This window comes from Nitratireductor aquibiodomus, assembly GCF_900105565.1.
GTDB lineage: Bacteria > Pseudomonadota > Alphaproteobacteria > Rhizobiales > Rhizobiaceae > Nitratireductor > Nitratireductor aquibiodomus.
This window is the reverse complement of the sequence record NZ_FNSL01000001.1, coordinates 2,486,050-2,506,639: the sequence shown is the minus strand read 5'-3', so window position 1 is coordinate 2,506,639 and position 20,590 is coordinate 2,486,050. Positions and strand designations below refer to the sequence as shown.

Here is a 20,590-nt window from a genome sequence, read left to right as displayed (position 1 = left end):
CTGGCCATAGCGAAGGTCCTCCCAGGAAACCTAGCAATGTATTATCAGCTCTATGAATTCAACCACGCCGCGCTTCAACCGGCGCGGGCTTATGCCGACGCGGTTCGGCTCTTTTACAGCAATCCTTTAAACCCCGTCGCCAAGACCTATTTCGGTCGCACGGTGGCTGCGGCCGCCGAGGTTTTCGAGCGCAGCACACGCCGCTATACCAAGCCCGAATTCGGCCTCACGGAGACCAGCGTCAATGGCGTGAAGGTGGCTGTGCGCGAACAGACCGTCTGGTCGCAACCTTTCTGCGATGTCATACGCTTCAAACGTGACCTGCCTGAAAGCGCGCATCCGGGTCCGAAGATCCTGATGGTCGCACCGATGTCGGGCCATTATGCCACGCTGCTGCGCGGCACGGTGGAGACCATGCTGCCCTATGCGGATGTCTACATTACGGACTGGGCAGACGCACGCATGGTGCCGGTCACCGATGGGTCATTCGATCTCGACGACTATATCGATTACCTGATCGACATCTTCGACCATATGGGGCCCGACACGCATGTGATGGCAGTCTGCCAGCCTTCCGTTCCGGTGCTTGCGGCCATCGCGCTGATGGAAGCGCGCGGTGAGAAAAACGTGCCCGCCAGCATGACGCTGATGGGTGGGCCGATCGACACGCGCAAGAACCCGACGGCCGTCAATGAGCTGGCCGAGCAGAAGGACATATCCTGGTTTCGCGACAATGTGATCATGCCGGTGCCGTGGCCCAATCCCGGCTTCATGCGGCATGTCTATCCGGGCTTTCTTCAGCTCTCCGGCTTCATGAGCATGAACCTCGACCGGCACATCACGGCGCACAAGGACTTCTTCATGCACCTTGTGAAGAATGACGGCGACTCCGCCGAGAAGCACCGCGACTTCTATGACGAGTATCTCGCCGTCATGGACCTGACCGCCGAGTTTTACCTGCAGACCGTGGAGACCGTGTTCATTCGCCACGACCTGCCGCGCGGACGGATGCGGCATCGTGGCGAGCTGGTGGATCCCGCCGCCATTCGCCGTGTGGCACTGTTGACCGTGGAAGGCGAGAACGACGACATTTCCGGCGTCGGCCAGACGAAGGCCGCGCATGATATATGCGTCAACATTCCCGAAGACATGCGCCATCACTACATGCAGCCGACAGTTGGCCATTATGGCGTCTTCAACGGTTCGCGTTTCCGCTCCGAGATCGCGCCACGCATTCTCGACTTCATGCGCAGCCACCCTGCCGGCGGGCTGAAAACCACGACAAAAGCACCCACCGGCGTTTCCCGGAAAAAGGTCCAGAAACGACAAATTCGGGCTAAACGGCCCTGAAATTCCGGAAAACGGGACCGTTTCCCGGAATTTCCTGCCATGTCGAAGACCCCTGCTGAACAGCAACCTCAACCCGCTGTGCATTTCAGCAACAGAGCGGATGAAACCAGCGCCGCGACCCGGCGCTGGTAACCATAGCTGGTAAGATTGCCCGCCCGCCGATTGACAGCGACCCCTCGCGTTTCTTAACGTTTCGTTAACGATAGAAACAAGCGGGGAGCGGCATGATGGCTGCTTTGCGGGGGGTAATCCGCAACGGGGTTTTTGCGGGCCTGATTCTGGCTGGCGCCATGACGGCACCGGCCGGAGCGACGGGCATGATGGCGACCGGCGGATTCACGTCCCAGCCGATCGGGCATTATGAGTTCTGCAAGGCCAATCCCGTTGAATGCTCCATTCGCATGCGCGACCAGGGACCGGAGCACATGACGAAAACGCTCTGGAAGACGGTCAGCGATGTCAACGCGGCGGTGAATCGCGCCGTGAAGCCGATGAACGACATCGACATCTATGGCGCGGAAGAGGTCTGGACCTATCCCTCGACCGGGGTGGGCGACTGCGAGGATTATGTTCTGGAAAAGCGCCGGGCGCTGAAGCGCGCGGGGTTATCGCTTACCAACCTGCTGATCACCGTTGTCCGCAAGCCCAATGGCGAGGGTCATGCCGTCCTGACCGTGCGCACCGACCGGGGTGACTTTGTGCTCGACAACCTGAATGACAGCGTGAAGCTGTGGAGCGCCACGAACTATCGCTACCTGAAACGGCAGGCCAGCAACCACACGGGACGGTGGGTCAGCCTTCGGGAGGGCAACAACCCGGTTGTCGGTGCGGTCAGCGAATAACAGATCACGTCCGCCCCAATCTTCGTCACAATTGGCTTCTAGATCGCTGTGCGTCCCTCCGGACGCACAGCGATCTAAACCATTGATAAATCATCGGAATAGCCCGAAAACCGGATTCCACTTTTCGGTCCGATGCCCTAAACTCTCCGAACCTGCTGAAACGGGAGTTCTGGATGCATGGCTTCATGTCTTTGCCGGGCCGACAGGTTTTGTGCCTTGTGGCGGCGCTTCTGATGGCTGTGGCCTCTCACACCGGCGCTTTTGCGCAGACCCCTCTCATCGCGGCTGCCGAAAGCGGCGACCTCGCCGCGCTACAACGCGCGCTGCAGGCCGGCGCGGCCCTTGAAGAGCGCGACGCGCGGCAAAGAACGGCGCTGATGGCCGCCGTCCAGACAAACCAGACCGACGCCGCACGCCTTCTCATCGAAGCGGGTGCCGACGTCAATGCGCGGGACGGGATAGAGGACAGCCCCTATCTTCTCGCGGGCGCGCGGGGCTATCTGGAAATTCTTCGCCTGACGCTCGAAAACGGGGCCGATCTTGAAAGCACCAACCGGTTCGGTGGCACGGCACTCATTCCCGCTGCCGAGCGCGGCCATGTCGAAACCGTGCAGACGCTGATCGCTGCCGGCGTGGACCCGGATCACATCAACAGGCTTGGCTGGACGGCGCTGCTCGAGGCGGTGATCCTCGGCGACGGAGGGCCGGACCATGTGGCCATCGTCAAACTGCTGGTCGACGCCGGTGCCGACACCGACATCGCCGACCGCGCGGGCGTGACCGCCCTGCAGCATGCAAAGCGCAGCGGCTATGCGGAGATCGTTGAGATATTGCAGGCTGCGGGCGCACATTAGATCGGCGCGCACTGCAACGCGCCACGCTCCATGGCATGGTCTTGACAACTCATAACCGGAGAGCTATCGGTCAAACTCATAGCCCTCTAGTTATGAGTTGTGATGCAGCAGTCCCGCGATGCCCTCTTTCGTACACTGGCGGACCCGACGCGCCGCGCGATCTTTGAACGTCTTTGCCGTGACGGCGACCTGACGGTCGGAGCGCTGACGGCCGGCGCCGGTGTGTCGCAACCCGCCGTCTCAAAACACCTCGGCGTGCTTAAACGCGCGGGGCTCGTACGCGATCATCAGGAGGGCCGGCAGACCCGCTACAGCGCGCAGATCGAAGCGCTGGCCCCCCTCATCGACTGGACAAAAGAGATGAACGGCTTCTGGCAAAGGCGCTTCGACGACCTTGAAGACCTGCTCAACAGGATGGATCAATGACACATGCCGCAACCGAAACGCGCTCCGTGGTGGTCGAGCGTGAGATTCCGCACCCGCCGGAAAAGATCTGGCGCGCGCTCACGCAGCCGCACCTGATCGCGGAATGGCTGATGAAAAACGATTTCGCAGCGCGTGAGGGCCACCGGTTCAGCCTGACCGCCGACTGGGGCGGCGTGGACTGCGTGGTGCAGACGGTGGAGCCGCACAGGGCGCTTTCTTATGCCTGGGACACGAAGGACCTGCGCAGCACCGTCAGCTGGACCCTCACTCCCACAAAGGACGGGACGCTCCTGCGCATGGAGCAGGAAGGGTTTCAGCCGAACCAGAAGCCCTATTTTCAGGGCGCAAGCGTGGGATGGCCGCGCTTTATCTCCGCACTCGAACGGGTGGTCGAGAGGCTCGACTGAGGCGGCCGCGCAAAGCCGAACGAATGCGAACCTGGAATGCATGAGGACGATACATGACCACAGCCGATACCGGAAAATCACCGCCCGAGCTGATCGACGCCAGGATCGCGGAACTGGGCGACTGGCGCGGCGAGTTGCTTTCAAGGCTTCGCGGCATCATCAAACAGGCGCTTCCCGACGTGATCGAGGAGTGGAAATGGCGCGGTGTGCCGGTCTGGTATCAGGACGGTATGCTCTGCACCGGAGAGACCTACAAGAAGGCCGTGAAAATGACCTTTGCCAAGGGTGCTTCGCTTGAAGACCCTTCCGGCCTCTTCAATGCCAGTCTTGAAGGGAACACACGGCGCGCCATCGATTTCCATGAAGGGGAGGCCATCGACGAGGACGCGCTGAAGGCGCTCCTTCGCGCCGCCGCGCGACTGAACGCATCGACACAGAAACGGGAGCGCACCAGATGAAATGGAATCTCTGGCTTCGACAGGCGCATCGCTGGATTTCGATCGCCTTCACGCTTGGCGTGATCATCAACACCATCGCGGCGATGCGCGGCCAGGAACCGCCCGTCTGGGTTTACTTTCTGGCCGGTGGTCCGCTTATCCTGCTGCTGATCACCGGACTTTATCTTTTTGCGCTTCCCTATGTGACGCGCCGCCGCGCGCATGGAAGAGCGAGCGCATAGGAGGCAGCAAATGCCTGCGAAGCCTTCCGGGAAAGCACAGGGCAAGAAGGAACCGCCACGCCTCCTCTCCGGCGGAAACCCGCAGATACCCAAGGGCGATGGGGATGCGCCCGTTCAGGCCTACATCGCGGCGATGCCAGGCTGGAAACGTGAGGCCGGTCGCCTGATCGACCGGTTGATCGTGCGCGAGCTTCCCCAGGTTCGCAAGGCGGTGAAGTGGAACTCACCGCTCTATGGGATCGAGGGCCAGGGCTGGTTTCTCGGGCTGCACTGCTACACGCGCTATATCAAAATGGCGTTCTTTCACGGCGTCGCGCTTGAACCGCTGCCGCCCGTGGCATCCAAAGACGCCAACACGCGCTATTTTCATCTTCATGAGGATGAAGTGCTCGACGAAGCCCGCTTCGCCTCATGGGTGCGGCAGGCATCCGCCCTGCCCGGCTGGGTGCCCTAGATCGCCGTGCGTCCATCCGGACGCACGGCGATCTAAGCTATGAATGGAGCATCGGAATAGCCCGAAAACCAGTTTCCACTTTTCGGTCCGATGCTCTGGAACAGTTCACCGTTTCATGATCCAACCCCGACGCCCTGGCGCGGTGCATTAATTAGCCAGCTTTATTCCTCGTCAGAGCCATCATCTTTCCTGCAGGGCAAGCCGTGCGCCGAGAGCCAGATAGATGGTGCCGACGACGCGCCCCTGCCAGCGTGCGACCGCAGGGTTGCGCCGCAGCCACGCACCGACCGAGCCGGCGCCGATCGCAATCAGCGAGGTGAAGGCCGCGCTCATCACGACAAAGACAAATCCCAGTGTCGCGAGCTGGAGGACGGCCGAGCCTCCCGGCTGAACGAACTGCGGCAGAAAGGCAAGGAAGAACAAAGCCGTCTTCGGGTTGAGCACCTCGGCAAACAGTGCCTGCCGAAAGGCCGGCGCCGCCGTCAGCGGCCGCACGACGGGCAGATCAAACCGATCCGTCTTCTCCAGAAAAGCGCTGATGCCGAGGTAGATCAGATAAGCGACACCGATATACTTGACGATGGTGAAGGCCAGCGCCGAGGTCATGAGGATCGCGGACAGACCGACTGTCGCCATGATCGTGTGAACAAGATCGCCCGCCGCGATGCCGAGCCCCGTGGCGATGCCGATCCGCCGACCGCCGCTGGCGGCACGGGCAAGTGTCATCAGCACTGCAGGACCGGGGATCAGAAACAGTCCCAGGACAACGAGTACGTAGGTCAACAGGGTTCCGGTCTCGACCATTTCATCCTCTCTGTGAAGCGCCATGCGCCCTTGCGGGCACTTGAAAGACGTTCAATCTCTGCACTCTTCCCCATCGATGCGGACGCCAGATGATCCCATCTGACCGCAAAATGCTCCAGAGCCACCAGCGCAACTATGCGGTGCTTTTCAGGTTGCAGCAACCTCGAACCCGGCGCACAAGAGATTCAGGCAATCTCCGCCCTTGCCTGCCCGGCCACGCGATAGGAAATCGCTTCGGCGATATGCGGTCGCGCAACGGCATCGGCACCGTCGAGATCCGCCAGCGTGCGCGCGACCTTGAGCACGCGATGATAGGCGCGGGCAGAGAAGCCAAGTTTCTCGCTCGCCTGACGGATCAGGGCCGTGCAATCGGCATCGAGAGAAACGACGCCTTCGATGAGTGCTGCGGAACAGGATGCATTCGTGGTCCACGCCGGCAGGCCATGCGCCGCGTAGCGTGCCTGCTGCTTTTGCCGGGCAAAGGCGACACGCTTGGCCACGGCAGCGCTCGTTTCAGCCCGCCCTGCCCCGCCGATGAGATCTCCGGCAGAAACCGCCGGAACATCGATGCGAAGATCGATGCGGTCGAGCAGCGGACCTGAAATGCGCGCCTGATAATCCGTCACGCAGCGCGGCCCGCGCCGGCAACGATGGCCGGGCTCCCCCGCCATGCCGCAGCGACACGGGTTCATGGCAGCGACAAGCTGGATGCGCGCCGGGTAGCTGACCCGGTGATTGGCACGGGCGATCACGCATTCGGCGGTCTCGAGTGGCTGGCGCAGGGAATCGAGAACCTGCGGGGAGAACTCCGGCAATTCATCGAGAAACAGAACGCCATGATGGGACAGCGAGGCCTCACCGGGCCGGGCCTTCAACCCGCCGCCCACGATGGCCGCCATGGATGCGGAATGGTGCGGCGCGCGAAAGGGGCGACGGTCCGACAGTTTCCCATCCGCCAGTTCGCCGGCGATGGAGGCGATCATCGAAACCTCCAGAAGCTCGCGCGGCGAGAGCGGCGGCAGGATGGACGGCAGGCGCTGCGCCAGCATGGACTTGCCGGCGCCCGGTGGCCCGACCATCAGAAGATTGTGACCACCGGCAGCCGCCACTTCGAGCGTTCGCTTGGCGGCTTCCTGCCCGCGAATATCGGCAAGGTCCGGCACCGTGGACGGTGGCGGATAGAGCGCCGGCTCCGGCCGGCTCATGACCTGGCTACCCCGGAAATGATTGGCCAGCGCGATGAGGCTGCGCGGGGCGAGAATATCTATATCCGCGCCGGCCCATGCCGCTTCCGCGCCACAGGCGTGAGGACAGATCAGGCCGCGTTCCATGGCGTTTGCGCCAATGGCAGCCGGCAAAACACCATTGACCGCAGCAACCGTGCCATCGAGCGACAGCTCGCCGAGGACGACGTAGCCCGCCAGCGCATCTGAAGGGACAGCGCCGAGCGCCGCCATGAGGCCGAGGGCAATGGGGAGATCATAATGGCTTCCCTCCTTCGGCAGATCGGCGGGGGCGAGATTGACCGTCACCTTCTTCGGCGGCATGGACAGGCCGGAGGCATGAAGTGCGGCCTGCACCCGCTCCCGGCTTTCCGCCACCGCCTTGTCGGCGAGCCCGACGATCTGCATTCCCATCTTGCCGGGGGCAACCATGACCTGCACGTCGACGGGAACGGCCTCCACCCCCTGAAAGGCCACAGTGCGGACATGCGAAACCATGTGTTATCCCCCCAGCCACGCCCGAACCGGCTGTTTCTGGATCGCCATGCGCCCATTCGGGCGCAAAAGGGCGATCCAGGTCTTTGAAAGGGCATCGGAACAACCCGAAAACCGGCGCCCACTTTTCGGTCCGATGCCATAGACGCGGGCATCGGATAGTCCGAAAACCGGTATCCACTTTTCGGTCCGATGCCCCGGCATCCACAAGACGCAGGCAGGCCTGCATCCCGGCAAGACGCATCAGAAATACAGCCAGAACAAGAAATCTCATCGCCCTGCAACTTCATTGAAGCAGGTTCCAGCGATCAGATCAAGAACGTTTCGGGAACAGGGATGCGCATGGGTTGTTTTCAGGTTGCAGGCGGTTGTGCCGGCGGAACAGGGCCATATCAGCCGCCGGCCCGACGCGCCTCAACGGCCTCCCAGAACAGGGCGGCAATGTCGGCTCCGCCGAACCTCTTCACCTCCCGGATGCCCGTTGGCGAGGTCACGTTGATTTCCGTCAGCCAGTCGCCGATGACATCGATGCCGACCAGGGTGAAGCCGCGTTCGCGCAGGGACGGGCCGATGCGCGCGCAGATCTCGCGCTCGCAGTCGGTCAGTTCCGCATGTTCCGCTCGGCCGCCGACATGCATGTTGGAGCGGGAATCATGCTCGGCGGGAACCCGGTTGATGGCACCGACGGGCTCGCCCTCGATGAGGATGATGCGCTTGTCGCCACCCCGCACCTCTTTCAGATAGCGCTGCACGATGAAAGGCTCGCGGAAGGCGCCCATGAACATTTCCAGCAGCGAGGCGAGATTGCGGTCGCCCTCCCTCAAATGGAAGATGCCCGCACCGCCATTGCCGTAGAGCGGCTTGACGATGATGTCGCCATGCTTTTTCCGGAAATCGTCGACCTCGCGCGTGTCGCGCGTGATGAGGGTTTCGGGCATCAGGTCCGCAAACTCGGTGACGAAGATCTTTTCGGGACTGTTTCGCACCCAGGACGGATCGTTGACAACCAGTGTCTTCGGGTGGATGCGGTCGAGGATGTGGGTGGTGGTGATGTAATTCATGTCGAAGGGCGGGTCCTGGCGCAGAAGCACCACGTCCATCTCCGACAGATCGAGCCGCTGCGGCGCGCCCAGCGTGAAGTGATTGCCCTCTTCGTCCCGCACTTCCAGCGTCTCGGCCCAGGCAATGACCTTTCCATCGACCATGGAGAGCCTGTCCGGCGTGTAATGCCAGAGCGCATGGTCCCTCGCCTGCGCTTCCAGAGCGAGCGCAAAGCTCGTGTCGCCGGCAATCGAGACGGTGGAAATGTGGTCCATCTGGACCGCGACTTTAAGGGACATGGAATAAACTCCGGAGGGAAACTGGCAGCTCACTTCCAACATTCGCATCCCATCCGCTTCGACGGCGAGAGCAAAGGCCGGAAACTACGGTGCCACTGGCCGCTTTATATTTCCTGGGTCGGGACCCTGATGGAATTTATGAATTCGACATTCGATCTCAAGGTGGGACCACGCAAATATCGGTGTCAAATTCACTCCAATGGCGGCAGCAGATGACGGCGCGAGCGCGCCCGTGTCAAGCCGGTGGAGCGGTCCGCGCGCGGTGCCGCGCCGGATCGGCGACAATCAGGTGCGCTTTATCCGAATATTGGATACGATTCCTAAACAATTTAGGTCCATGGTTCGGCGCATGTGATCAAAAAATCGCCAGAGCAACGGAGTTTCGATGCAGCCGGCGCCCGCACAAGAACGGACGATAACGGCGGACCAGTCCGACTTTGCCTTCACCGATGCGTTGACGGGCCTTGGAAACATGCGTCGGTTCTTTGACAAGATAAACCGACTGATCGAAGAACGCGCCGACGACCCCGCCCCCTTTGCCATTGGCGTTCTCGACCTTGACGGTTTCAAGCCGATCAACGACCTCTTCGGCCGCGCTGCCGGCGACGAAATCCTGCAACAGGTTGCCATGCGGCTTCGGGCGGCGATGGATGCGCACTCCACCGTGACGCGGATCGGTGCCGACGAGTTTGCGTTTCTGTTTCCTCTCGTCTTCAGCGAGGAGGCGGCGCGCGAGAAAACCAGGCTCCTGATCGAAATCCTTTCCGCCCCCTATGATGTGGGGCAGCGCACGGCCAGGCTTTCGGCTTCGGCCGGCTGCTCGCTCTATTATTCGGAAGAGGAAACGAGCGAGGTTCTGCTCAACAAGGCGGAAACCGCGCTCTACCAGGCCAAGCGCACCGGCCGCGGGGCCGTGGTGGTCTACACACGCGAAATGGAAGAAGCCGCCAAGCGCGTGACCCATATCGAACAGGCGCTGAGACGTGCCGTGGCCGCAGGCGAGGTGGAGCCGCATTTCCAGCCGATCGTGGACCTGAACACACGCCATACGGTGGGTTTCGAGACGCTCGCCCGCTGGACAGACAGGGATCTCGGGCCGGTTTCCCCCGGCATCTTCATTCCCATCGCCGAAGAACGCGGCATTATCGGCCAGCTTTCGCAGCTCGTTCTGCGCAAGGCCACGGAGGCCGCGCGCGACTGGCCCAAGGACCTGTTCCTGTCGTTCAATCTCTCGCCATCGCAGCTCGTCGACCACAATACCGGCCTGCAGATCCTCTCCATTCTGGAACGGACGGGCTTCGACCCGCGCCGGCTGGAGATCGAGATCACCGAAACCGGCCTGATGAACGACCCCGCCTCGGCGCGCCGCATCGTGGAAGATCTGCGCCGTGTCGGCATCCGCGTATCGCTGGATGATTTCGGCACCGGCCAGTCCAGCCTCGGGCGGCTGCGCGAGTTCCATTTCGACAAGCTGAAGATCGACCGAGCCTTCGTGGCGTCGATCCTCGACGACAGGCCGTCGGAACACATCATCCGGGCCATTCTTGCCATGTGCGAAGGGCTGGGCATGGATGTTGTCGCAGAAGGCATCGAGGCCGAAGCACAGGCCGACCGGCTGGTGCAGTTTGGCTGCGCGGGCGGGCAGGGCTATCTCTTCGGCCGCCCCTGCAACGCCGATGCGACGCTTGGCTATCTTCGCCAGAACAACGAGGCGCCGGCGCAGCGCAAAGCCGTCATCTGACCGGGTCGCGCGCAGGGCGTCACTGTGTCTTGAGACAAACCCTGGTATGCCCGGCCCGGATGAAGCCGAGCCTTGCGGCGGCGGCTTTCGACAGATCCAGTATCCTGCCACGCACGAAGGGGCCGCGATCGTTGATCCGCACCACCACGCTGCGGCCATTGTGCTTGTTGGTCACACGCAGCTTCGTGCCGAAGGGAAGGGTGCGATGCGCCGCTGTCATCGCCGCGGGGTTCATTCGCTCGCCGGAAGCGGTCATGGAGGTCAGCGCGTACCATGATGCGCTACCGCACTGCGCGAAGGCCGGCGCAGAAAGCACGGTGACGAACAGGGCGGCTGCGGGCGCGATCTTCGCGCCGCGGGAAAGTCGCTTGTGCATTTTTTCGTCCTGGATTGTCGTTGCCGGGGGCCTAACGGCCAAATGAGGCGAGGACGGGGCACTTTCCCCAACGGCAGATTCTAACGCCCTTAACGTTGGGGTAAGGGGCGGCTGATATCCGGCAGATCATGAAACTGGTTGTCCTCAAAGCTGTCATTGCAACGCTGTTGTCCATCATCGCCTCTCTGGCGATATGCTGGATTGCCATCCATCTGACCGGCGGCTCCATGAACTGGTTTGCGGCGCTGCTGAGCGCGCTCTGCCCGCTGCTCATCGCTTTTCCTGCCAGCATGTACACATTTTACCAGAACCACAGGATCGCGCTGGCGCATCAGGAGCTGGAGGCGACCCATCGCGAGCTCGCCGGCGTCTATCGCAGACTTGCCGCGGCGGCGCGCATCGACGAGATGACAGGGCTGCTCAATCGCAGCACGTTCATCGCGGAACTGAACCAGGCCGGGCAGCGGGGCGCCGGTGGCGTTCTGCTCGTCATTGACGCGGACGACTTCAAAGGGATCAACGACACCCACGGGCATCTGACCGGGGACCGCGCACTGGCAACCATCGCAGATGTCATCCGGGACGTGTTTTGCGGAGGCGGTCTTGCCGGCCGCATCGGCGGCGAGGAATTCGGCGTGTTTCTCGAAGCGGCCACACTTTCAAAAGGCGAAGCGCTTGCCGAACGGCTGCGGCGCGGCGTCGAGCGCATCGAGCTTCACACGGAACGGAACGGGCTCGCCCGGCTCAGCGTGAGCATCGGAATCGCCTTTGTCGAGGAAGCCGCAGACTTTTCCACCCTGATGGCGACCGCCGACGAGCAGCTCTATGTGGCGAAGCGGCGCGGCCGAAACCAGGTTTCCGTACCGGAGATGCAGAGCGCGACCGTGCAGCTGCGCACGGCTTCGTGAAGCGGCCATCCTGATCGACATACAAAAAACGCTGCGGGAGCAAACGCGCAGCGCCGGGAAATGCTCGTATCGAACTGGAAGAATGGTGCCCAGGAGAGGACTCGAACCTCCACGCCTCGCGGCACACGGACCTGAACCGTGCGCGTCTACCAATTCCGCCACCTGGGCAGGTGTGCGATGCCGATGTAAGGGCCAAGCCGGTCCGTGTCAACGCGGATTCTTGCTGTTTGTCAGGAAAATGACAAAAGCCCCGCGCGGGCCTCGCGCAAAAGCGGGCGGGGGCGCATTTGGACGCCCCCGGAAAGGCGTTCAGTCGTCCAGAACCTCTTTCGAGGCTACGGTCGAATCGGCGTTGAGCTTGTAGACGATGGGAACGCCGGTGGCGATTTCCATCTTCACGATCTCCTCGCCCGAAAGGCCGTCGAGCGCCATCACGAGAGAGCGCAGCGAATTGCCGTGCGCGGCCACCAGAACCGTCTCGCCGCGCAGCACATGCGGCAAAATCTCATGCAGGAAGTAGGGCCACACGCGCGCGCCCGTGTCCTTCAGGCTCTCGCCGCCGGGGGGCGGGGTGTCGTAGGAACGGCGCCAGATATGCACCTGCTCCTCGCCCCATTTTTCGCGCGCATCGTCCTTGTTGAGGCCCGATAGGTCGCCATAGTCGCGCTCGTTGAGCGCCTGGTCGCGGATGGTTTCCAGATCCTCCATCCCGAGCTCCTTCAGGATGTGATCATTGGTGACCTGCGCGCGGGAGAGGACCGACGTGTAGGCGATGTCCGGCTTGAAGCCGCGCGCCTTCAGCCGGCGGCCGGCATCCTTTGCCTCTTCGTGCCCCTTTTCGGTGAGGCCCGGATCGCGCCAGCCGGTGAACAGGTTCTTCAGGTTCCATTCGCTCTGGCCGTGGCGAACGAGAATAAGGGTGCCGGACATGGTGCGTTCCTTGTTGCTTCGTGGTGGAAGGTTCAGTTGAGCCCGAGCACATCGAGCATGGAATAGAGGCCGGGCTTGCGACCATGCGCCCAAAGGGCCGCCTTCGCCGCGCCATGGGCGAAGATGCCGCGATCCTCTGCCTGATGCGACAGCGTGATGCGCTCGCCGGAACCGGCGAGAATGACGGAATGCTCGCCAACGACCGAACCGCCGCGCAGCGTGGCAAAGCCTATCGTGCCCTCCTCGCGCGGGCCGGTATGGCCGTCGCGTACGCGCACACTTCGTTCCGCCAGCGCGATCTCACGGCCCTTTGCAGCGGCCTCCCCCAGAAGCAGCGCGGTGCCAGAGGGGGCATCGACCTTGTGACGGTGGTGCATTTCCAGCACCTCGATATCGAAATCGGACGCCTCCAGCGCGCGGGCGGCCTTTTCGACCAGCACGGCAAGCAGGTTCACGCCAAGGCTCATATTGCCCGACTTGACGATGGTGGCGTGATGCGCGGCGGCCCTGATTTTCGCCTCGTGTTCCGGAGCAAGACCGGTGGTGCCGATTACGTGGACGATCTGCGCCTGCGCGGCGTAGCCGGCAAACTCAACGCTGGAGTCCGGCGAGGTGAAGTCCAGCACGCCATCGGCCTTTGCGAAGGCGGCGAGCGGGTCGTCGGTGATGGAGACATTGATCGTGCCGATGCCGGCAAGCTCGCCCGCATCGCGCCCCAGGAAGGAGGAACCAGGCCGTTCCACGGCTGCGGCGACGCGCAGCCCGTCCATCGTGTGCACGGTGCGGATCAGCGTCTGGCCCATGCGACCAGCCGCCCCAACGATGACAAGCCCCATATCGCTCATGTGTTCTGCTCCTGCGGCTCGGCTGTGGTGTTGGCGAGCAGGTTCTCGCCCTTCTGGCTCTGCATGCGGTGGAAACGCGCATAGATGCCGTGCGGTTTGGCAAGAAGGCTCTCATGCGTGCCTTCTTCCACCAGATGGCCTTCTTCAAGCACGACGATGCGGTCGGAATTGACAACGGTGGAAAGCCGGTGCGCGATGACGAGCGTGGTGCGGGTTTCCATAATGCCTTCCAGCGCCTGCTGGACACGCGCCTCAGACTCGTTGTCGAGCGCGGACGTCGCCTCGTCCAGCAGCAGGATCGGCGCGTCGCGCACAATGGCGCGGGCAATGGAAATGCGCTGGCGCTGGCCTCCGGAGAGGTTTGCGCCGTTCTCGCCCACCAGAGTGTCGTAACCCTCTGCCTGCTGGCGGATGAAATCGTCGGCGAAGGCAAGCCTTGCCGCTTCCTCGACCTCGGCATCGGTCGCATCGGGGCGGCCATAGCGGATGTTGTCGCGAATCGTGCCTTCAAAGAGATAGGGCTGCTGCGACACATAGGCGATGGCATTGCGCAGCGAGCTCTTGGTGACGGTGGATATGTCCTGCCCGTCGATTTCGATCCTGCCGCCATCGAGATCGTAAAAGCGCTGGAGAAGCGCGAAGAGCGTGGACTTGCCGGCGCCGGACGGGCCGACAATGGCCGTGGTCTCGCCTGCCCTGGCGACAAAGCTGATGCCGTGCAGCACCGGCAGATCGTCACCATAGGAGAAGGCCACTTTGTCGAAGGTGACAGTGCCCTTTTTTACGGCCAGCGTGCCGGCATCCGCCGCATCGCGCTGCTGGGGCTCGGTGTCGAGAATCTCGTAGATCATGCGGGCATTGACCAGCGCGCGTTCGAGATTGACCTGCACGCGGGCGAGCTTGCGCACCGGATCGTAGGCCAGAAGAAGCGCGGTGATGAAGGCGAAGACGGAACCCGGCGGCTGCGCGCTGACGGAGGCGCGCCACGCCGCATAGCCGATCACGCCGGCAATCGCGAGGCCGGCCAGAAGCTCGGTGATCGGCCCAAGGCGCTCGGAGACACGGGCGATCTTGTTGGAACGGTCCTCTGCATAGGAGATCAGCCCGGACATCTTGCCCGAAAGCTGGTCTTCCATGGTGAAGGCCTTGATGATGGCGATGCCCTGCACCGATTCCTGCATTGCGCCCAGAAGACGCGAGTTCACATCGACCGCCTCGCGGGTGACGCGGCGCAGCCGGCGCATCAGATAGTTGACCGAATAGATGAGCGGCGGGCCGATGACCAGCGCGATGACGGAGAGCAGGGGATCCTGCATCACCATGACGGCGACGAGGCCGATGAGCGTGACGAGATCGCGGGCGATGGAGGCGACCGTCATGTTGAGCAGGTCGCGGATGCCGGTCACGTTCTGACTGATCTGGGCGGCGAGCTGGCCAGAACGGGTGGTCGTAAAATAGTCGATGCCGAGCCGCATCAGATGGTCGAACATGCGCTGCTGATAGCGGGCGACGATATTGTTGCCGATCTTTGCCAGCATGACCGACTGGCCATAGGTGGCGAAGCCGCGAATGGCGAAGGCGGCAACAATGGCGCCGCAAATCCAGCCAACCAGCTCCCAGCGCTGGCGATAGAAGACCTCGTCGATGATGTCGCGCATGATCCACGCGCTGAAGGCGGTGGTGGCGGCAATGGCCAGCATGCAGGCAATCGCGATCAGATAGTGGCCGATATAGTCGCGGCCGTTTTCCGCGAAGATGCGGCGAATGACCGGGAGAACCTCTCCCACATCCGCCTTGTTCTTTCCAAGCTTCAAAACATCCGTTCCTGTTCAGCCGGGCGACCGGGCGTTGAGCAGCCGCGCTTTCCAGCAACAGGCTATGCCCGTTCGACTGCGCTCATGCAACGGTGAATCCGGCTCTGGCCGGCGCTTTTCATGCGGCCTTCCAGCGCCGCCCCTGGGTTTCGATGCCGAAACGGACCGGTGTGCGCGCATAGGCGGCGAGGCCGACAAGGGCAGCTTTTGGATGGGTGATGACATAAACGGGGATGTCTTTCACCAGAGCGCTGTGGGGCGCCTTGTCTTCGAATGCCGCCCGGAAATGGCCATTCTTGAGCGTTGGAACGATCTTCTGCGCAATGCCGCCACTCAGATAGACACCGCCGCGCGCCATGAAAATGAGCGCCATGTCACCAGCCAGCCGCCCCAGATAGGTGACGAAGAGATCGAGTGTTTCGACGGCTACGGGATCGGACCCGTCGAGCCCGGCGCTGCTGATCTCCGCCGGCGTCTCGTGAACGGGTTTGTTGCCGTCGGCTGCGTTGATCGCGCGGTAAAGATTGACCATGCCGCGCCCGCACAGGATCTGCTCGGCGGCGACACGGCCCTCGATCCGCTCCAGATGCGGGAAGATTTCCAGATCGCGCTCGGTGCGCGGGCCCAGATCCACATGCCCGCCTTCGCCCGGCACGGGAAACCAGGTGTGCTGCGCGTGAACAAGCCCGGCCATGCCGAGCCCCGTTCCGGGCCCAAGCACCACGCGGCTGCCCGTGGGCTGCGATGTGCCGGGGCAGACCATCTCCAGATTGTCGTCGTCGAGCGCCACCACAGCCAGCGCCTGCGCCTCGAAATCATTGATGACGACGATGTCGCTAAAGCCCATCGTCTCCATCATCTTCCGGGGGCGCACCACCCAGTCGCAATTCGTGAGGTCGATCTCGTCGCCCTCCACCGGACCAGCCACCGCCAGCACCGCCGATTGCGGGATGATGGAGGTGCGGTCGAGGATGGCGCTCTGGATCGCTTCGTCGATAGTGGCGTAGTCCGCAGTCTGCACCACGGGAAAGGCTTTGGGCTCGGCGTTGGAGTCCACCAGGATGGCGAAGCGCGCATTGGTGCCGCCGATGTCGCCGATCAGGACGGGAAATCGCAGGGCTGTATCGTTCTCATTCTTGAAATGCATGGCACAGACTCTGACGATTTGCCGCTCCAAAGACCAGGTTAAAGCGGATTAAATCGGTTGAAGACGGAAGGCAAGCGCATCGGCGGCAAAAAGTCGATGCGCCCACCACTTCAACGCCGGGCGGTTTTACTGAAATCCGGGCCGGCTGCTCGGCCTCGGCACCTGAGCCGGCGGCATCGCGGACAGGACATTTGCAGGGCTGACCGCCTGATAGCCGAGTGCCGGCAGATCCGCTGCGGCGGCCTGCGGAACACCGCCCTGGCCGGCGACAGTGACGGCGGCTTCCGAAGCGGGATTCGGCGCATTGAGCACGGCGCGGCACGCGGAGGGCAGGGCCGCCATGGTCATCACGTCGCGGGCTTTCGGCTTGGCCGGGCCCTTTGCCGGCTTCCACGGCTCGTCGGTAAACCACCAGGCAAGTGAATCATCGCACCCCTCGCTGCGCGGTGGCGGGCTTTGCGGCTTGCAGCCGGTGGAGCCGGCGGGGCAGCCAATGCGGACATGAAAATGATAGTGATGGCCCCAGAAGGGACGCACCTTGCTCAGCCATGAGCGATCGCCGCGCACCGTGTCGCAGAGCTTTTTCTTGATGCCGGGATGCACCAGAATGCGCTCCACCTCCGGATAGTTCGCCGCACGCCGCAGGACCCCCTCATGAGCCGGGGTCCATTTGCGGTCATCCACGTAGAGCGAATCCTTTTTCAGCATCGAGATGGCGCTGATGCGTTCGCGGTCGGCCACGCTCATGCGCTGCGCCGGCATCGGCGTGAACCAGATGTCGGCGTCAAGGCCGATCTGGTGCGAGGCGTGACCCGTGAGCATGGGGCCGCCACGCGGCTGCGAAATATCTCCGACGAGAAGGCCGCGCCAGCCATCCTGCGCGGCTTCCCGCGACAGGCGCTCGATCAGGGAGATGAGGACCGGGTGCCCCCAGCGACGATTGCGCGAGAGGCGCATGGCCTGCCAGTGCGGCCCGTCGCGCGCGATGGCGACACCGCCGGAAAAACACCCCTTCGAATAGAAGCCATAGGCTGCCGGCCTGGTGGCGGCGGGGAGCTTTTTGGCTCCGAACAGCTCCTTGGCGAGAGGTTCGGCCTGAACGGCGGCAACCGTGGTGGAAAGTCCCAGCAGGGCCATGGCCACCAGTTTCAGAGTCCGTTGGAATCGCATCGCTTCCTCGTTGTGAGCCTACCCCCGCGATTATCGAATCATAGCATAGCTTGCGATTCGCTTACCGCTGTCGTTTACGATTCTTCTGCGCGCCAGCTTTCATCCGCCCACATGGTTTCGAGCGCTGCGCGATAATCCGGATGCCGCATCCGGTAGCCCGTGCTTTTGAGGCGCGCATTCGAGACACGTTTGCATTCGCCGTAAAACGACCGACCCATGGGGGAGAGACCGGCATCTTCGAAGGCAACTTCAGGCGGGGCGGCCTGTCCGGCCAGTGCGGCCGCATATGCCACCACGTCCTGCGGGGGCGAGGGAGCATCATCGGTCACATTGAAAATGCCCGTTTCGAAACAGCGCGCGAGATGGGCCGTCGCGCCCGCGATGTCGTCGACATGAATGCGGTTGAACACCTGGCCCGGCTTGACGATGCGCCGCGCCTTGCCGGCCTCGAGATTGCAGAAGGGGTTGCGGCCCGGACCGTAGATGCCGGACAGACGGATGATGGCTACGGGAAGGCCGAGCTCCTCGCCAAGCTGAAGCCAGTCGTTCTCCGCAACGAGCCTCTGCTTTGAGCGATCCGAGACCGGATCGCAGGGCGCTGTTTCATCCACCCAGGCACCGCCGTGATCGCCGTAAACGCCAACGGTGGAGAGATAGCCGATCCATTTGAGCGCGGGCATGGCGCCGGAAATGATCTCACGGGCGGCGATCAATACGGGATCGCCCGCCGCATCCGGTGCGACGCTGACGATGAGATGCGTGGTGGTGGCCAGCGCTTCCTTCGCATCGGGAGAAACGGTGTCCTGAAACAGAAAGGGCACAATGCCTGCGTGCTTCAGTCTTTCGGCCTTCCCTGCGCTGCGCGTGGTGCCGGCCACCAGGGCGGCTTCGCCGGCGACCTCACGGGCGATGGCCCGGCCCGAATAGCCTGCGCCAAAGATGAAAAATTTATTGGTCATGATCGCCCGTCCCATTCAGTCTGCACCTGTGCGTCCGTTTCCTGCGGGCGCAGCCGGGTTTCGATTGCCCGGAAGGCCTTGTCGTCCAGAAGTCGGGAAAGCGCCCAGACGGCCGCGCCGCGCACGAGCGGCGCATCATCTTCGGCGAGGCGCCTGCACGGGTCAACCAGGCTGGCTTCGCCGGAATTGCCCGCCGCAATCAGCACATTTCGGATGAAACGGTCGCGGCCAATGCGCTTGACCGGTGAGCCGGAAAACAATGCGCGAAAACCGGCATCGTCCAGTTCCAGAAGCGCGGACAGCGGCGGTTCCTTCAGATCCTCGCGCGCCTGAAGCTTCGCCTCGGCGGCGCCTTGAGCAAACTTGTTCCACGGGCAGGCGGCGAGGCAGTCGTCACAGCCATAGATGCGATTTCCCATGGGCACGCGGAACTCACGCGGGATCGGCCCCTTGTTTTCGATGGTGAGGTAGGAGATGCAGCGCCGTGCGTCGATCTGATAGGGGGCCGGAAAGGCCCTGGTCGGGCAGATGTCGAGGCAGGCGCGGCAGGACCCGCAATGGTCGTGCTCGGGCGCATCCGGGGCAAGCTCTGCGGTGGTGAAGACGGAACCGAGAAACAGCCAGGAACCGTATTCGCGGCTCACCAGGTTTGTGTGTTTGCCCTGCCAGCCGAGGCCGGCCTCGCGGGCCAACGGTTTTTCCATCACCGGCGCGGTGTCGACAAAAACTTTCACATCCTCGCCGGTGCGGGCGGCGAGTTTGCCGGCAAGCTGTTTCAGCCGGCCTTTGATGACATCGTGGTAATCGCGGTTGCGCGCATAAACGGAGATTGCCGCCCGGTCCCGACGCTCCAGAATCTCCAGCGGGTTTTCGTCCGGGCCGTAGTTCATGCCCAGCATGATGACAGAGCGCGCCTGCGGCCACAGATCGCGCGGATGGGCGCGGCGGTCCGCCGTTTCCTCCATCCATTGCATGCTGCCGTGCCGGCCTTCCTTCAGAAAATGGCCAAGCTCGACCGCGCGCGAGGGCGCGCGCTCCGCCGAGGCCACGGCCACGGCATCGAAGCCCAGCGCGCGCGCCTCCTTTTCGACGAACGCGCGAAGCCTGTCGGCCTGCGCGCTTTTCATCAGAAATCCAAATCCGCGTAATGGGAAACGGGGGAAAGCCCGCGCACGCGGTCAGCCAGAATGGAGCGGAAAGAGGGGCGCGATTTCATGCGGGTGTACCAGTCGCGCGCTGCCGGATAGTCGCGCCACTCGATCTCGCCCAGATAGTCGAGCACCGAGAGCGTGGCCGCGGCAGCGAGATCCGCATAGGAAAGCCTTTTGCCGGCCATCCAGTCGCGCGTGCCGGCAAGCCAGTTCGTGTATTTCATGTGCTGGCGCACATTGGTTCGCGCGGCGCGGATGGCTGCCGAATCCGGCGAACCGCCACCTTCCGACCCCGCCATCTGCGGCTTCAGGGCCCTCTCACGCACCAGATGCCGGGTAACATCGGCATCGGCCTTGAGAAGATACCATTCGACAAGCCGGCGAATTTCCGCGCGGTCGACGGAATCCTCGGCCATCAGACGTTTGTCGCGTTTCAGCGCGCCACGCGTCTCATCGAGATATTCCGCGATAACGGTTGCACCGACAATGGGATGGTCGCCCTCGGCAAGCAGGACGGGGATCGTGCCCGCCGGATTGAGCGTGAGAAACTCCTCGCGGCGCGCCCAGGGGCGCTCCTCAATCAGGGCGAGTTCCTCGCCATATTCGCCAAAGGAAAGCCGCACGAAACGGCAGGAAGCATAGAGGGGATGGTGAAAGAGCGTCAGCATGCGTCTG

General features: G+C 62.8%; 22 protein-coding genes and 1 tRNA gene. 10 read left to right on the top strand and 13 right to left on the bottom strand.

Features of this window, described 5'->3' with window-relative positions; genetic code table 11:
• Positions 1–36 precede the first annotated feature (36 nt).
• The 8 genes from BLW55_RS11965 to BLW55_RS11930 all read left to right on the top strand — a co-directional run bounded on the left by BLW55_RS11965 (position 37) and on the right by BLW55_RS11930 (position 5,012).
• A complete protein-coding gene (locus tag BLW55_RS11965; RefSeq protein WP_090328954.1) occupies positions 37–1,350 on the top strand; it encodes a polyhydroxyalkanoate depolymerase in 1,314 nt (437 codons plus the stop codon).
• Positions 1,351–1,577: 227 nt separating this feature from the next.
• On the top strand, positions 1,578–2,192 hold the full coding sequence (locus BLW55_RS11960) for a transglutaminase-like cysteine peptidase (protein ID WP_081784642.1): 615 nt from the start codon (positions 1,578–1,580) through the stop codon (positions 2,190–2,192).
• 233 nt (positions 2,193–2,425) lie between these two features.
• Positions 2,426–3,046 (top strand): ankyrin repeat domain-containing protein, encoded by a 621-nt coding sequence (locus tag BLW55_RS11955; RefSeq protein WP_244509063.1) that lies wholly within the window; start codon positions 2,426–2,428, stop codon positions 3,044–3,046.
• A 102-nt stretch (positions 3,047–3,148) separates the two neighbouring features.
• Positions 3,149–3,472 carry an ArsR/SmtB family transcription factor gene (locus BLW55_RS11950; RefSeq protein WP_007009071.1) on the top strand — a complete coding sequence of 108 codons (324 nt, stop codon included), beginning with the start codon at positions 3,149–3,151 and terminating at the stop codon, positions 3,470–3,472.
• Complete coding sequence (locus BLW55_RS11945) at positions 3,469–3,879, top strand: SRPBCC family protein (RefSeq protein WP_090328952.1); 411 nt, start codon at positions 3,469–3,471, stop codon at positions 3,877–3,879. The genes BLW55_RS11950 and BLW55_RS11945 overlap by 4 nt, the downstream gene beginning before the upstream one ends.
• A 53-nt stretch (positions 3,880–3,932) precedes the next feature.
• Entirely contained in the window at positions 3,933–4,337 is a 405-nt protein-coding gene (locus tag BLW55_RS11940) for a DUF1801 domain-containing protein (RefSeq protein WP_090328951.1), read from the top strand.
• Positions 4,334–4,558 carry a hypothetical protein gene (locus tag BLW55_RS11935; protein ID WP_007009074.1) on the top strand — a complete coding sequence of 75 codons (225 nt, stop codon included), beginning with the start codon at positions 4,334–4,336 and terminating at the stop codon, positions 4,556–4,558. The genes BLW55_RS11940 and BLW55_RS11935 overlap by 4 nt, the downstream gene beginning before the upstream one ends.
• A 10-nt stretch (positions 4,559–4,568) precedes the next feature.
• Complete coding sequence (locus BLW55_RS11930; RefSeq protein WP_090328950.1) at positions 4,569–5,012, top strand: DUF1801 domain-containing protein; 444 nt, start codon at positions 4,569–4,571, stop codon at positions 5,010–5,012.
• Between the two features lie 180 nt (positions 5,013–5,192).
• Here the strand turns inward: BLW55_RS11930 and BLW55_RS11925 are convergent, their stop codons facing one another.
• The 3 genes from BLW55_RS11925 to gshB form a co-directional block, all read right to left on the bottom strand.
• The gene (locus tag BLW55_RS11925) at positions 5,193–5,816 is read right to left on the bottom strand and encodes a LysE family translocator (protein WP_090329980.1); all 624 of its coding nucleotides are present in this window, start codon (positions 5,814–5,816) and stop codon (positions 5,193–5,195) included.
• A 185-nt stretch (positions 5,817–6,001) separates the two neighbouring features.
• The gene (locus BLW55_RS11920; protein WP_090328949.1) at positions 6,002–7,537 is read right to left on the bottom strand and encodes a YifB family Mg chelatase-like AAA ATPase; all 1,536 of its coding nucleotides are present in this window, start codon (positions 7,535–7,537) and stop codon (positions 6,002–6,004) included.
• A gap of 389 nt (positions 7,538–7,926) precedes the next feature.
• Positions 7,927–8,874: a glutathione synthase gene (gene gshB, locus BLW55_RS11915; RefSeq protein WP_090328948.1), complete on the bottom strand. Its 948-nt coding sequence runs from the start codon at positions 8,872–8,874 to the stop codon at positions 7,927–7,929.
• A gap of 385 nt (positions 8,875–9,259) precedes the next feature.
• Between gshB and BLW55_RS11910 the strand changes: the two genes are divergently transcribed.
• On the top strand, positions 9,260–10,615 hold the full coding sequence (locus tag BLW55_RS11910) for a putative bifunctional diguanylate cyclase/phosphodiesterase (protein ID WP_090328947.1): 1,356 nt from the start codon (positions 9,260–9,262) through the stop codon (positions 10,613–10,615).
• A gap of 19 nt (positions 10,616–10,634) precedes the next feature.
• On the opposite strand, the gene BLW55_RS11905 is transcribed toward BLW55_RS11910, so the two are convergent.
• Positions 10,635–10,991, bottom strand: a complete 357-nt coding sequence (locus BLW55_RS11905; RefSeq protein WP_090328946.1) for a septal ring lytic transglycosylase RlpA family protein — start codon at positions 10,989–10,991, stop codon at positions 10,635–10,637.
• 128 nt (positions 10,992–11,119) lie between these two features.
• Here BLW55_RS11905 and BLW55_RS11900 point away from each other — a divergent pair, with 128 nt between their 5' ends.
• Positions 11,120–11,899 carry a GGDEF domain-containing protein gene (locus BLW55_RS11900; protein WP_090328945.1) on the top strand — a complete coding sequence of 260 codons (780 nt, stop codon included), beginning with the start codon at positions 11,120–11,122 and terminating at the stop codon, positions 11,897–11,899.
• Between the two features lie 83 nt (positions 11,900–11,982).
• Here BLW55_RS11900 and BLW55_RS11895 read toward each other — a convergent pair.
• From BLW55_RS11895 to BLW55_RS11855, 9 genes are all read right to left on the bottom strand, one after another.
• Positions 11,983–12,067 (bottom strand) — tRNA-Leu (locus BLW55_RS11895).
• Positions 12,068–12,208: 141 nt separating this feature from the next.
• Complete coding sequence (locus BLW55_RS11890; protein ID WP_007009082.1) at positions 12,209–12,829, bottom strand: 2,3-bisphosphoglycerate-dependent phosphoglycerate mutase; 621 nt, start codon at positions 12,827–12,829, stop codon at positions 12,209–12,211.
• Positions 12,830–12,861: 32 nt separating this feature from the next.
• Entirely contained in the window at positions 12,862–13,674 is an 813-nt protein-coding gene (dapB, locus tag BLW55_RS11885) for a 4-hydroxy-tetrahydrodipicolinate reductase (protein ID WP_090328944.1), read from the bottom strand.
• A complete protein-coding gene (locus BLW55_RS11880) occupies positions 13,671–15,488 on the bottom strand; it encodes an ABC transporter ATP-binding protein (protein ID WP_090328943.1) in 1,818 nt (605 codons plus the stop codon). Before BLW55_RS11880 ends, dapB begins: the two co-directional genes overlap by 4 nt.
• Before the next feature lie 118 nt (positions 15,489–15,606).
• Entirely contained in the window at positions 15,607–16,635 is a 1,029-nt protein-coding gene (locus tag BLW55_RS11875; protein WP_007009086.1) for a glucokinase, read from the bottom strand.
• Positions 16,636–16,761: 126 nt separating this feature from the next.
• Entirely contained in the window at positions 16,762–17,805 is a 1,044-nt protein-coding gene (gene mepA, locus BLW55_RS11870) for a penicillin-insensitive murein endopeptidase (protein ID WP_040665226.1), read from the bottom strand.
• 74 nt (positions 17,806–17,879) lie between these two features.
• Positions 17,880–18,764 (bottom strand): SDR family oxidoreductase, encoded by an 885-nt coding sequence (locus BLW55_RS11865; RefSeq protein ID WP_177175067.1) that lies wholly within the window; start codon positions 18,762–18,764, stop codon positions 17,880–17,882.
• Entirely contained in the window at positions 18,761–19,891 is a 1,131-nt protein-coding gene (queG, locus tag BLW55_RS11860) for a tRNA epoxyqueuosine(34) reductase QueG (protein ID WP_090328941.1), read from the bottom strand. The genes BLW55_RS11865 and queG overlap by 4 nt, the downstream gene beginning before the upstream one ends.
• Positions 19,891–20,583, bottom strand: a complete 693-nt coding sequence (locus BLW55_RS11855) for a glutathione S-transferase family protein (RefSeq protein ID WP_007009090.1) — start codon at positions 20,581–20,583, stop codon at positions 19,891–19,893. Before BLW55_RS11855 ends, queG begins: the two co-directional genes overlap by 1 nt.
• Between the last annotated feature and the right edge of the window lie 7 nt (positions 20,584–20,590).